The sequence below is a fragment of the Mesorhizobium sp. M0174 genome, assembly GCF_040322275.1.
Taxonomy (GTDB): domain Bacteria; phylum Pseudomonadota; class Alphaproteobacteria; order Rhizobiales; family Rhizobiaceae; genus Mesorhizobium.
The window spans coordinates 178,090-190,547 of the sequence record NZ_JAMYTB010000004.1; the positions used below are offsets into that span (position 1 = coordinate 178,090).

The window sequence follows — 12,458 nt, forward strand, 5'->3', positions numbered from 1 at the left end:
TGACGCGACGCCGTTGGATTATCTATCTGCGCACGGGACCTTACTCGTCGAGCAGGCCTGGCGTGGACTTGCCGCTGGGTTTGTTGTTCGTCGCCGACCCGGTCGTGGGGGACGTCGACTTGTTGCGATTGGCCATGAAGCGATCGAACTCTTCCTGGTCCTTGGCGCGGCGCAACTCGCGGGCATATTCGTCGAACTCGCTCAGCATCTCGTCCAGCTTGCGGCGTTCCTCGGCAAGACGCTCGAGTTCCTTTTCGCGCCAGTCATCGAAAGCGACGTTGCCGGTGCGGGCGGAGCCATGACCCCAGCGCGCGGCCTTGTCGGAACCGCGGCGGCAGCCGGCAAAGATGCCGTCGGTGGCGCGGTTGACGTCGCGCTTGAAGCCCTCGAGCCGGTCGCCCCAGATGATGTAGGCGAGCATGGCGAAGCCGAGCGGCCAGAACACCATAAACCCGATCACCATCAACGCGATGGTCGCCGGCGTCCAGGCCGGACGGATCAATGCAGATGTGTTCATTTCTCCCAATCCTTCAGTTGGAGACAGCCAAATCCGGCTGCGTTGAATCGAAATGGGATGGAGAAAACGGCGATTCAAGACAGCGATCGCCAAAACCGGACAAGCGGCTGAAATGATTATCGCTTTTTGAGCTTTTCGAGGAAAAGCACGACCAATCCGGCTATCAGCCCCCAGAACGCCGCGCCGACGCCGAACAGCGTCAGCCCCGATGCGGTAACGGCGAAGGTGACGGTGGCGGCCATCCGCTCGTCCTCGTCTTTCAAGGCGATCGACAGTGCATTGGCGAGCGGCGCCATCAGCGCCAGGCCGGCGACCAGCGCAATCAGGCTCTGCGGCAATACGGCGAAGATCGCCACCAGCGAGGCGCCGAACAGGGCAAAGACGAGATAGGCCAACGCATAGAACGGCCCGGTCTTCCAGCGCTCGGCCGGATCGGGATGCACGTCGGGCCCGGTGCAGATCGCCGCCGAGATTGCCGCCAGATTGGTGGTCGAGGCGCCGAACGGCGCCGTCAGCAGCGAAAACAGGCCGGTGACGCCGATCAGCGGCCCGGGTTTGGGATGATAGCCGGCTGCCCTCAGAACGGCGAGGCCGGACAGGTTCTGCGAGGCCATGGTGACGAGGTAGAGCGGCAAGGCGAGGCCGATGATTGCAGTGGCGGTGAACTGCGGCATCACCAGTGTCAAGCTCGAGAGTTCCGGTGCCGGCAGACCGCCGACCCGGCCGGTGAGGAAGGCGGCGAGACCGCCGCCGATCAGCACCAGCAGCACCGACAGCGCCGGGTTGAACAGGCGGATGACGAAGAACGCCGCAACCAGCGGCAGGATCAGCCAGGGGTCGACGGGAACGGTCTTGACCGCATTGATGGCGAAGGTGACGACGATGCCGGCCAGCATTCCGGACGCGACGGACGCCGGTATTCTGGCGATCAGCTTGGTCAAGGGCCCGAACAGGCCTGTGGCGATCAGCAGGACCGCGGTGACGACGAAGGCGCCAACCGCCTCACCCATCGAAAAGCCGGTCGACGCGGCGATCAGCGCCACGCCTGGCGTCGACCATGCGGTGATGACCGGCATTTTTGTGCGCCAGGACAGCCACAGGCTCTCGATCGCCATCGCCAGGCAAAGCGCCGTCACCCAGCTTGCGGTCTCGACCTGCGTTGCGCCGACCGCCTTGGCGGCGGCAATGACGATGGCCAGCGTACCGCCGAAGCCGACGATCGCCGCGACGAAGGCGGACACCGGAATGGAAATGCGCATGCCTCTATCCCGCCTGCCGCACCATAGCGTCCACCGTCCGCACCAGCATGTCGAGATCCTGTGGCCGCGAGAGGCGGTGGTCGCCGTCGGGGATGAGCGACAGCGTGACGTCGTCGGCCGGCAGCAGGCTGACCAGCTTCAACGCATGGCTCGACGGCACGTCGGGATCGGCCAGGCCTTGCAGGATGTGGACCGGACAGTGCGTGTCGATCGGCCCGGTCATCACCCGGTTGTTGCGGCCGTCCTCGATCAGTGCGCGCGTGTAGATGTACGGTTCGGCGGAATAGTCCGACGGCTCTTCGAAAAAGCCCTTTTTCCTGAGGTCGCGCTTCTGCGCCCCGGTCAGCACCGGCTCCACCAGTTCGAACGTGAAATCGGGCGCCGGCGCCAGCAGCACAAGGCCGGCGACGCTGTTCTCGCCCGCCTTGCGCAACTCCTGCACCATGCGCAGCGCGATCCAGGCGCCCATCGACGAACCGACCAGGATTTGCCTGCCCCGGGTGAAGCGGCGGAAAACCGCCAGGCTCTCGCCCAGCCATTTCGAGATGGTGCCGTCGGCAAAGGCGCCACTCGATTCGCCGTGGCCGGAATAATCGTGGCGCAGGAAGGCGCGGCCTTCTTTGCGCGTCCATTCCGACAAGGTTTCGGCCTTGGTGCCCAGCATGTCGGATTTGTAGCCGCCAAGCCACACGATGCCGGGCTCGGCACCTGCCGCATGCCTGACCGCGATGCTCGTCCCGTCGACGTCTAGGAAGATCGGGGTGGTGCTCATGATGTATTCCCTCACGCCGGTCTTTTGGCACAAGCGGGGGTTCAACGAAAAGTGCTCTGCTACTTTCTTCGCTTGGTGCAGAGGAGCATTCATCGGGCAGGTGATTTCCTGAGAATGCTGTGCTATTGACTCCGACCGCGCGCTCACCACATTGCGCGTTCGCAATTCTGAACTGAAGAACCCCTTAACGAAACGGCTCAAGGAGACCACGACCATTCGCAGACCTTTCAAAGCAGCGGCGCCCACCAAGGAAGGCCCGCGCTCCAACCGTGACATCCGGGTTCCCCGGGTCCAGCTAATCGACGCCGAAGGCCAGAACCGCGGCGATGTCTCCATCAACGACGCATTGCTGCTCGCCGAAGAGGCTGGGCTCGACCTGGTCGAGATATCGCCCAATGCAGTGCCGCCCGTCGTAAAGATCCTCGATCTCGGCAAGCTGAAATACGCCAACCAGAAGAAGGCGGCCGAGGCGCGCAAGAACCAGAAGGTCATCGAGATCAAGGAGATCAAGATGCGCCCGAACATCGACAGCCACGACTACGAAACCAAGATGAAGGCTGTCCGGCGCTTTTTCGAGGAAGGCGACAAGGTCAAGCTGACATTGCGCTTCCGCGGTCGCGAGATGGCGCATATGGAACTCGGCATGCAGCTTCTGAACAAGGTTCGCGAGGAAGTGGCGCCCATCGCCAAGGTCGAAGCCGAACCGAAGCTCGAAGGCCGCCAGATGATGATGGTGCTGGCGCCCCGCTAAAGCGCGTTGCGCTTTAGTTCTGTTTTGTGGATGTCCTTGTCGCAAAACCGCTGCGCACTTTTGGGCGACGTGCATAAAATCCGCCTGAATCATGTTGCAAGGCGTCCCGGCGATCGGCGGGGCGCCTGTTTTCTTGGCCAGACGCTGCGATCGCCGGCGAGAGCAAAGACGCTCTGGTTCCCTCGACGATCGGATTCCCGACATGGTCAATGACGTCAAGCATTCGGAAGCCAAATATGGGCTGGGCAGCTACCAGCACACGCGCAGGATGGTGCTTGCCGTCGTCGTCGTCGTCCTGTTCGTGATGCTTTTGTTCGGGCAGTCGGTTTTTCCGCCCGATACGCCTGTGCATGAAACGATCGAAATGGTTGGCGTCGTGCTGATCTTTCTCGGCATCGTCGGGCGCTTGTGGTCGACGCTCTATATCGGCGGTCGCAAATCCTCCGAAGTGGTGACCGGCGGCCCCTATTCGATCACCCGCAACCCGCTCTATGTCTTCTCTACTTTAGCTGCCGCCGGTGTCGGCGCACAGATCGGCTCGATCACCGCCACGATCGGCTTTGCAGCGCTCTGCGCTGGTGCCTTTTACATCGTTATCCTGCGCGAGGAGAAATTCCTCAAGGAGGTTCTCGGCGCGCCATACCAGGCCTACCTGGCGAAAGTGCCGCGCTTTTTTCCGAAGCTGTCGCTGTACCAGGAAGGCGACACCCGCGGCTTCAAGCCGCGCCTGCTGCGAACCACGCTGCTGGACGGTCTGGTCTTCCTGGTTGCCTTGCCGGCTTTCGAACTGATCGACGGCGCCCAGCAGTCCGGCATATTGCCGGTGCTGTTCCGTCTCCCCTGAGTGCAGTGTTGCTGAGTGCAGTGTTGCTCGGTACGGGGTGTTGCGCGCCAGCCCGCTTTGACGTATAGGACCGCCGTTCCCAAAAAACCGCCCGGCAGGGCATGCCGTGGCGGTTTCATTTGCTTTTCGGGCTTTGGTCGGCCTGAAGCGAACAAAAGGCGCATTGGTGCGCATATAAACGGAGTAGCAAAATGCCCAAGATGAAGACCAAGTCGGCCGCTAAGAAGCGGTTCAAGATCACAGGTACGGGTAAAGTTCTGTCGGCTGCGGCCGGCAAACGTCACGGCATGATCAAGCGTTCCAACAAGTTCATTCGAAATGCCCGCGGCACGATGGTTCTGGCTGAACCGGACGGCAAGAAGGTCATCAAGAATTTTCTGCCGAACGGCCTCTAAGGCATGATGCCAAAAAGTTGCAGACTTTTTGGAAACATCATGCGCCAAAATAAGAGCATTCGGTCTGGACACGCATTTGTTTTACGCAATTCCGAACGGAAAACCGCTAGGCACTTTTCCTGGAATTGCTTTTAAGGAGATCATGACATGGCACGCGTAAAGAGAGGCGTCACCTCGCACGCCAAGCACAAGAAGGTCCTGAAAGCCGCCAAGGGTTTTTACGGCCGCCGTAAGAACACCATTCGCATCGCCAAGCAGGCGGTGGAAAAGTCGCTGCAGTACGCCTATCGCGACCGCAAGAATCGCAAGCGTTCGTTCCGCGCGCTGTGGATCCAGCGCATCAATGCGGCGACGCATGAGCATGGCCTGACCTACGGCCGCTTCATCGACGGTCTCAACAAGGCTGGCATCGAGATCGACCGCAAGATCCTGTCGGACATGGCCATCCACGAGCCGCAGGCCTTCGCCGCACTCGTGGCCAAGGCCAAGGTCGCGCTCGAATATCTCAAGAACACCACGCCGAATGCTTTTGAAAGCGCTGTCGCTTAAGACCAGCGCTTCCCAAGCTATTCGACACTTGATTTGGGAAACCCGCGCTGGCAGGGCTGGCGCGGGTTTTTCTTTGCTTCCAATCGGATCTGGAACATGAGTGACATGGAAACTCTCGAACATTCCCTGATGGCCGAGATTGCCTCGGCCGCCGACGAGCAGGCGATCGAGGCGGTGCGTGTCTCGGCCCTCGGCAAGAAGGGCTCGGTTTCCGAGATGCTGAAGACGCTTGGCTCGATGAGCGCCGAGGAGCGCCAGGTCAAGGGCCCGGCGATCAACGGCCTCAAGAACCGCGTCACCGAGGCGCTTTCTCTTCGCCGCGCCGAGCTGAAGGACGCGGCGATTATGGCGCGTCTCGCCGCCGAGAAGGTCGACGTGACGCTGCCGGTCAGGCAATCGCCGGCCGAGCGCGGCCGCATCCATCCGATCAGCCAGGTCATCGACGAGATCGCGGCGATCTTCGGCGATCTCGGCTTTGCCATCGCCGAAGGTCCCGACATCGAGACCGACTATTACAACTTCACCTCGCTGAACTTCCCGGAAGGCCACCCGGCGCGCGAGATGCACGACACCTTCTTTTTCCAGCCGGACGCGCAGGGCGAACGCAAGCTTTTGCGCACCCACACCTCGCCGGTGCAGATCCGCACCATGGAGATGCAGAAGCCGCCGATCCGCATCGTCATCCCCGGCAAGACTTACCGGCAGGATTCCGATGCCACCCACTCGCCGATGTTCCATCAGGTCGAGGGGCTGGTGATCGACAAGTCGGCCAACGTCGCCAACATGAAATGGGTGCTGGAGGAGTTCTGCAAGGCCTTCTTCGAGGTGCCGAGCGTGAAGATGCGCTTCCGGCCGTCTTTCTTCCCGTTTACCGAGCCCAGCCTCGAGGTCGACATCCAGTGCGATCGTTCGCGGCCGGGCGAGGTGCGCTTCGGCGAAGGCTCCGACTGGATGGAGATCCTCGGCTGCGGCATGGTGCACCCCAATGTGCTCCGTTACGGTGGCCTCGATCCTGACGAATACCAGGGCTTCGCCTGGGGCATGGGCATCGACCGCATCGCCATGCTGAAATACGGCATGCCGGATCTGCGCGCCTTCTTCGACGCCGATGTCCGCTGGCTTTCGCATTACGGTTTTAGGCCGCTCGACATGCCAACGCTGTTCGGTGGCCTGAGCGCGTGACGAGCGGGCTGCAGCAGCAAATCCGCGGACAGCTCGCCTTCCTGCACATGTCGGACGCGCGGCCGCATAGCTTCAAGTGCAACGTGCCCAGACCAGACGGAACACAGTCATGAAACTCACCCTCTCCTGGCTCAAAGACCATCTCGAGACCGACGCCTCGCTGGCGGAAATCGTCGAGCGTCTCACCTCGATCGGCCTTGAAGTCGAGCATGTCGACGACCGGGCGAGCCTAGCCCCCTTCGTCATCGCCAAGGTGGTGACGGCGGTGCAGCACCCAGATGCCGACCGGCTTCGCGTGCTGACCGTCGACACCGGCGACGGCAAGCCGCCGGTGCAGGTCGTGTGTGGAGCGCCGAACGCCCGCGCCGGCCTGATCGGCGCCTTTGCGGCACCGGGCACCTATATCCCCGGCATCGACGTGACGCTGACCGTCGGCAAGATCCGTGGCGTTGAAAGCCACGGCATGATGTGCTCCGAACGTGAGCTCGAATTATCCGAAGAGCATGACGGCATCATCGACCTGCCGGCCGATGCGCCGGTCGGCACCAGTTTCGCCGCCTATGCCCATCTCGACGATCCGCTGATCGAGATCAATCTGACGCCGAACCGGCCGGACGCCACCAGTGTCCATGGCATCGCCCGGGATTTGGCGGCGAGTGGGCTTGGCACGCTGAAGAGCGCGCCGATAGAGCCGATCCCCGGCAAAGGCGCGACGCCGGTCAAGGTGACGATCGAAGCGCCGGAGCTCTGCCCCGGCTTTGCCCTGCGCCTGGTGCGCGGCGTCAAGAACGGACCGTCGCCGAAATGGCTGCAGCAAAGGCTTCTCGCCATCGGCTTGAGGCCGATCAGCGCGCTCGTCGATATCACCAATTACGTCACCTTCGACCGCGGTCGGCCGCTGCATGTTTTTGACGCTGGGAAGGTCACCGGCAATCTCACCGTGCGCCGGGCGCGTGACGGCGAAAAGGTGCTGGCGCTCGACGGCCGCGAATACACGCTGACGCCTGAGATGTGCGTGATCGCAGACCAGGACGGCATCGAATCGATCGCCGGCATCATGGGCGGCGAGCATTCCGGGTGTGACGAGAACACCACCGATGTGCTGATCGAGTCGGCGCTTTGGGACCCGATCGCCACCGCCCGCACCGGCCGCACGCTCGGCATCATCAGCGATGCACGCTACCGCTTCGAGCGTGGCGTCGACCCGGAAATGATGGTTCCCGGCGTGGAGCTGGCAACGAAGCTGGTGCTCGATTTCTGCGGCGGCACGCCGGCGCAAACCGAGGTCGTCGGCTATGCCGGCCATCGGCCGAAGATCGTCTCGTTCCCTTTGTCGGAAGTGAAGCGGCTGACCGGCATCGAAGTGCCGCGCTCGACGAGCCTCGACATTCTTGCCCGCCTCGGCTTCAGGCCGGAGGGCACGGGCGATGTCGTCAATGTCGCGGTCCCGTCCTGGCGGCCGGATGTCGATGGCAAGGCCGACCTGGTCGAGGAGGTCATGCGCATCCACGGCGTCGACAATATCGCGCCGCAGCCGCTCGGTTCCCACGATGCGGTCAACGCCAAAATCCTGACTGTGCTGCAGATACGCACCCGCGCCGCCAAGCGGGCGCTTGCCGTGCGCGGCATGATGGAGGCCGTCACCTGGTCGTTCATTCCGGCAAAACACGCCGAATTGTTCGGCGGCGGCCAGCAGGCGCTAAAGCTTGCCAACCCGATCGCGGCCGATATGTCGGATATGCGGCCGTCGCTGCTCCCGGGGCTGATCGCGGCAGCGCAGCGCAATGCCGACAAGGGCATCGGGGATGTCGCACTGTTCGAAGTGTCGGGCACTTACGAGGGCGACGGCGCCGACCAGCAGCGGCGCGTTGCCGCCGGCGTGCGGCGCGGCACCGCCAAGCTCGAGGGCTCCGGCCGCCATTGGGCCGGCAACGCCGGCGCCGTCGGCGTCTTCGATGCCAAGGCCGATGCGATCGCAGCACTCGAAGCCTGCGGCGCGCCGGTCGAGCGGCTGCAGATCGAGGCCGGCGGCCCGGCCTGGTATCATCCCGGCCGCTCCGGCACGATCAAGCTCGGGCCGAAGGTCGTGCTCGGCACATTCGGCGAATTCCACCCGAAGACGCTGGAAGGGCTTGACGTCTCCGGCCCGCTCTGCGGCTTCGAAGTATTCATTGATGCGGTGCCTGAGCCTAAGGCCAAGCCGACGCGGACAAAGCCAAGGCTCGATCTGTCCGCCTTCCAGGCGGTCAAGCGCGACTTCGCCTTCGTCGTCGACAAGGCGGTCGAAGCCGGCACACTCGTTCGCGCCGCTCTTGCCGCAGACAGGAAGCTGATTTCCGGCGTCTCGGTGTTCGATGTTTTCGAGGGTGCAGCCCTCGGCGCGGCGAAGAAATCGATCGCCATCGAGGTGTCGATCCAGCCGGTCGAAAAGACGCTGACCGACGAGGATTTCGAGGCGCTGGCCAAGCGCATCGTCGAGAACGTGCACAAGCAGACCGGCGGCGTGCTGCGCGGCTGAGGGGTTGCGAGCGCCTGGCGAATCGCCGTCCAAAGGGCGATGGGCCATTTGCGCTATTCAGGGCTGCCCTTCGAGGAACAGCGTGCAGTCTTTCTCGATATCGTCTCGTCCGATCCGCTGATCGGCGAGACGCTGTCGCGGGTGCGCACGCTTGACCTCCCCGACTGGCTGGTCGTCTCCGGCGCGCTCTACAACAGCGTCTGGAATCATCTGACCGGAAAGCCCTCGGGGTACGGCATCCGGGATGTCGACCTGTTCTATTTCGATGAGAGCGATCTGTCCTACGAGGCCGAGGATTTGGTCATTCGTTGTGCGGCGGAGCATTTCGAAGGGCTGAAGCTGCCGGTCGAGGTGCGCAATCAGGCGCGGGTGCATCTGTGGTATCCGAGCAAGTTCGGGCAGGAATGCCCGCGTTATATGAGCGCTAGCGAATCGGTCAGCTATTTTGCGTCGAAGACGCATGCCGTCGGCGTCCGCTTCGATGCCGAGGGGCGCCTCGACCTGGTGGCACCGTTCGGGCTCGACGACATCTTTTCGTTCCGCATCACGCCGAATAGGGTGCTGGATAATCAGCGGACCCATGAGATGAAGGGCAGGCGGGCACAGGAGTGCTGGCCGGAGATTACTGTCGTGCCTTGGTAGAATGTCGGCGCGAGGCACCTGCCCCTGCCGGGCATCTCCCGCAAGAAGGGCGATTGGCAGTTCCATCGCCCTGCCCGCCTTTCCGGCGCCGGTGATTGGCGAAAGCCGAGGTGACGTCCAATTTCCCTCCTTGAGGGGGAGATGTCCGGCAGGACAGAGGGGGTGCCAATTTCTCGCGATTATTTTGCACCGCTGCGGCATTCGAAACGGGGTGCCGAAACGCACCGTTTCGATTGCGCTGTCGATTGCAGTTCACCCGTCGACCAGGGCCAGCAGCTCCTCGGTGTAGCGCTTGCCGACAACCTTGTCCGGCGACAGCGCATCGCCGATGGCTGCTACCTCGGCCTGGGTCAGCACGATATCGGCTGCCGCCGTATTCTGTTCGAGATGTCGGATCTTGCGGGCACCAGGGATCGGCACAATGAAGTCGCCCTGATGCAGCACCCAGGCGAGCGCCAGCTGCGCCGGCGCCACGTCCTTCTCGGCTGCCATCTTTTCCAGCACGGCGACGACCACCGCATTGGCCGCCATGGCGTCGGCCTGGAAGCGCGGCAACCCCCGGCGCCAGTCGTCGGCGCCGAGAACATCGGGCCTGGCGATCGTGCCGGTGAGCAGGCCGCGGCCGAGCGGGCTATAGGGGACAAAGCCGATGCCGAGCTCGCGGCAGACGGCAAACACCTCCTCCTCCGGATCGCGGCTCCACAGCGAATACTCGCTCTGCACCGCGGCGATCGGATGCACGGCATGCGCCCGGCGGATGGTCGCCGCACTCGCCTCCGACAGGCCGAGCGCCCGCACCTTGCCCTCGCGTACCAGCTCGGCCATGGCGCCGACCGTATCCTCGATCGGCACGCTGGGGTCGACGCGGTGCTGGTAGTAGAGATCGATGATCTCGGTATCCAGCCGCTTCAACGACGCTTCGGCCACCGCCTTGACATGCTCCGGGCGGCTGTCGACGCCGGCCATGCGTTCGGTGCCGCTGCCTTCTTCGAGGATCTTGAAACCGAATTTGGTCGCGATCGTCACACGATCACGCACCGGCTTCAGCGCCTTGCCGACCAGGATCTCGTTCTCGTAGGGGCCATAGACCTCGGCGGTGTCGAAGAAATTGACCCCGATCTCGACGGCGTGGCGCAGCGTGGCAATCGCCTCCGCCTCCGGCTGGCCACCATAGGCAAAGCTCATCCCCATGCAGCCGAGGCCGACTGGGTAGACGTCGAGTTCATTGCCAAGCTTGCGGGTTTGCATCACGTGTCTCCTTGTTGTGATGGTTGTGATGCCACAGAGATACCGTCTTGCGCAGCGTTCGATAATCGCCTCTTATTTGCACGGGCTGTTCCCAAAAATAGATCAATGAAGCGAACACATCTTTCACAGCTTGCCGTGCTGGCAACGGTCGCCCAATGCGGCAGTTTTCGCGGCGCCGCCAAGGAGCTGGCAATCGCGCCGTCGGCGGTCAGCCACGCGGTGTCCAGCCTGGAAGCGCGCCTCGGCGTGCGCCTTCTGGCGCGCAGCACGCGCAGCGTCGCTCCGACCGAGGAGGGCGCGCAACTGCTCGAGCGCCTCAGGCCGGCGCTGTCGGAAATCGACCTGGCGCTGGAATCGGCGATCGAGGCGCGTGACCGGCCGGCGGGCAATCTCAGGCTGACCGTGCCGCGCACCGCCGCCCACCTGGCGCTGACGCCAAGGCTCGGCGCCTTTGCGGCTGCCTATCCCGACATCGTGCTGGAGATCGTCATCGATGACCGCTTCACCGATGTGGTCGAGGGCGGCTTCGATGCCGGTGTGCGGCTGGGCGAGAGCCTGCAGCGCGACATGATCGCAGTGCGCATCGGGCCGAACCTTCGCGGCGCGGTGTTCGGCACGCCATCTTACTTCGAGACCAGGCCCAGGCCGCAGCATCCGCGCGATCTCGCCGCTCACCGCTGCATCCGCTTCCGCTTCTCCAGCGGCATCATCTATCGCTGGGAATTCGAGAAAAACGGCGAGGAGATCGAAATCCCGGTGCAAGGGCCATTGATCCTCGACGAGGACCATCTGATTGCCAATGCTGCGGTTGACGGCGCCGGGCTCGCCTTCGTGTTCGAGGACTATGTCCGCGACCCGCTCGCCGCCGGCAAGCTCGTTCGCGTGCTCGAGGACTGGTGCCCGCCCTTTGATGGTTTCTTCGTCTATTATCCGAGCCGACGCCAGATGCGGCCGGCGCTCAGGGCCTTTGTCGATTTCTTCAAAGTGAGTACATAGGGGCACCGTCGGAACTGCGGAGGGCAATCTATTCAGGCGTGAATGCTCGTCTTACGGCCGTTGGCACCGGCAATTGGTCGTCTCCAAACATAAGTGGAAACCGCCTTTCCGGGATGGAAGAAAGCCGACCTGGCATTCGTTCACAGACCATGTCAGCACTGCCCAAACACCAGCCGACCGGCTACGGCTGGACAGCGATCATCCTTCACTGGCTGATCGCGGCGCTCTTTATCGGCCAGTTCGTGCTCGGCTTCGTCATGGTGCGGCTGTCCAGCCAGCGCACCGCCTTCGAGCTGATTCAGCTGCATAAATCTTTCGGTTTCCTATTGCTTGGGCTGGTCATCCTGCGCATCGCCTGGCGCCTTGGCAGACCGGCCCCGCCGCTGCCGCGCTCAGTCGGCCCTTTCGAGCGCCGCATGGCGCCGCTTGTCCATCTTGCGCTTTATGCTTTTCAGCTCGCTCTGCCGCTGTCCGGCTGGGCGCTGGTCTCGGTCTCGGTGCTGGAGATCCCGAGCGTGCCGTTCAATCTGTTCGTCATGCCCAATCTGCCGCTTGGTGAATCGGACATGGCAGAAAGCTTCTGGGCAGCGACGCACTGGTATCTCGCTTATGCCGGCATCGGTCTTGTCGCTTTGCATCTCGCCGCTGCGCTGCGTCATCATTTCTGGCTGAGGGATACCGTGCTGACGCGCATGATCACGGCTTCGTCACATCGCGAGACGGAATAGAGCGGGCGGCTCATTCGTTCATGGGGCGAGGACGCAAGAAAGCGTTGCCTGCCAAGA

At 63.0% G+C, this 12,458-nt stretch carries 13 protein-coding genes; 9 read left to right on the top strand and 4 right to left on the bottom strand.

Translation table 11 applies throughout. From position 1 onward, the window contains the following. Window positions 1–40: 40 nt before the first annotated feature. The 3 genes from NKJ13_RS10345 to NKJ13_RS10355 form a co-directional block, all read right to left on the bottom strand. Window positions 41–517, bottom strand: coding sequence for a DUF2852 domain-containing protein (locus NKJ13_RS10345; protein ID WP_352700954.1), 477 nt, complete (start codon window positions 515–517; stop codon window positions 41–43). A 116-nt stretch (window positions 518–633) separates the two neighbouring features. Beyond that, complete coding sequence (locus NKJ13_RS10350) at window positions 634–1,776, bottom strand: benzoate/H(+) symporter BenE family transporter (RefSeq protein WP_352736783.1); 1,143 nt, start codon at window positions 1,774–1,776, stop codon at window positions 634–636. 4 nt (window positions 1,777–1,780) lie between these two features. Continuing rightward, a complete protein-coding gene (locus tag NKJ13_RS10355) occupies window positions 1,781–2,548 on the bottom strand; it encodes an alpha/beta hydrolase (protein ID WP_352736785.1) in 768 nt (255 codons plus the stop codon). Window positions 2,549–2,762: 214 nt separating this feature from the next. Between NKJ13_RS10355 and infC the strand changes: the two genes are divergently transcribed. The 7 genes from infC (at window position 2,763) to NKJ13_RS10390 (ending at window position 9,429) form a co-directional block, all read left to right on the top strand. After that, entirely contained in the window at window positions 2,763–3,299 is a 537-nt protein-coding gene (gene infC / locus NKJ13_RS10360) for a translation initiation factor IF-3 (RefSeq protein WP_023677573.1), read from the top strand. A gap of 202 nt (window positions 3,300–3,501) precedes the next feature. After that, window positions 3,502–4,143 carry a methyltransferase family protein gene (locus NKJ13_RS10365; RefSeq protein WP_352736787.1) on the top strand — a complete coding sequence of 214 codons (642 nt, stop codon included), beginning with the start codon at window positions 3,502–3,504 and terminating at the stop codon, window positions 4,141–4,143. 191 nt (window positions 4,144–4,334) lie between these two features. Beyond that, entirely contained in the window at window positions 4,335–4,538 is a 204-nt protein-coding gene (rpmI, locus tag NKJ13_RS10370; RefSeq protein ID WP_006201248.1) for a 50S ribosomal protein L35, read from the top strand. Between the two features lie 147 nt (window positions 4,539–4,685). Next, window positions 4,686–5,087: a 50S ribosomal protein L20 gene (gene rplT, locus NKJ13_RS10375; protein WP_006201247.1), complete on the top strand. Its 402-nt coding sequence runs from the start codon at window positions 4,686–4,688 to the stop codon at window positions 5,085–5,087. Window positions 5,088–5,183: 96 nt separating this feature from the next. Then, window positions 5,184–6,269: a phenylalanine--tRNA ligase subunit alpha gene (gene pheS, locus NKJ13_RS10380; protein WP_352736789.1), complete on the top strand. Its 1,086-nt coding sequence runs from the start codon at window positions 5,184–5,186 to the stop codon at window positions 6,267–6,269. Window positions 6,270–6,378: 109 nt separating this feature from the next. Beyond that, window positions 6,379–8,787: a phenylalanine--tRNA ligase subunit beta gene (gene pheT, locus NKJ13_RS10385; protein WP_352736791.1), complete on the top strand. Its 2,409-nt coding sequence runs from the start codon at window positions 6,379–6,381 to the stop codon at window positions 8,785–8,787. Window positions 8,788–8,826: 39 nt separating this feature from the next. Then, window positions 8,827–9,429 carry a nucleotidyltransferase family protein gene (locus tag NKJ13_RS10390; protein WP_352736793.1) on the top strand — a complete coding sequence of 201 codons (603 nt, stop codon included), beginning with the start codon at window positions 8,827–8,829 and terminating at the stop codon, window positions 9,427–9,429. Window positions 9,430–9,681: 252 nt separating this feature from the next. On the opposite strand, the gene NKJ13_RS10395 is transcribed toward NKJ13_RS10390, so the two are convergent. Further along, the gene (locus NKJ13_RS10395; RefSeq protein ID WP_352736795.1) at window positions 9,682–10,677 is read right to left on the bottom strand and encodes an aldo/keto reductase; all 996 of its coding nucleotides are present in this window, start codon (window positions 10,675–10,677) and stop codon (window positions 9,682–9,684) included. A gap of 105 nt (window positions 10,678–10,782) precedes the next feature. Between NKJ13_RS10395 and NKJ13_RS10400 the strand changes: the two genes are divergently transcribed. After that, a complete protein-coding gene (locus tag NKJ13_RS10400) occupies window positions 10,783–11,673 on the top strand; it encodes a LysR family transcriptional regulator (protein ID WP_352736797.1) in 891 nt (296 codons plus the stop codon). Between the two features lie 149 nt (window positions 11,674–11,822). Next, window positions 11,823–12,401 (top strand): cytochrome b, encoded by a 579-nt coding sequence (locus NKJ13_RS10405; RefSeq protein WP_352736799.1) that lies wholly within the window; start codon window positions 11,823–11,825, stop codon window positions 12,399–12,401. Window positions 12,402–12,458 lie beyond the last annotated feature (57 nt).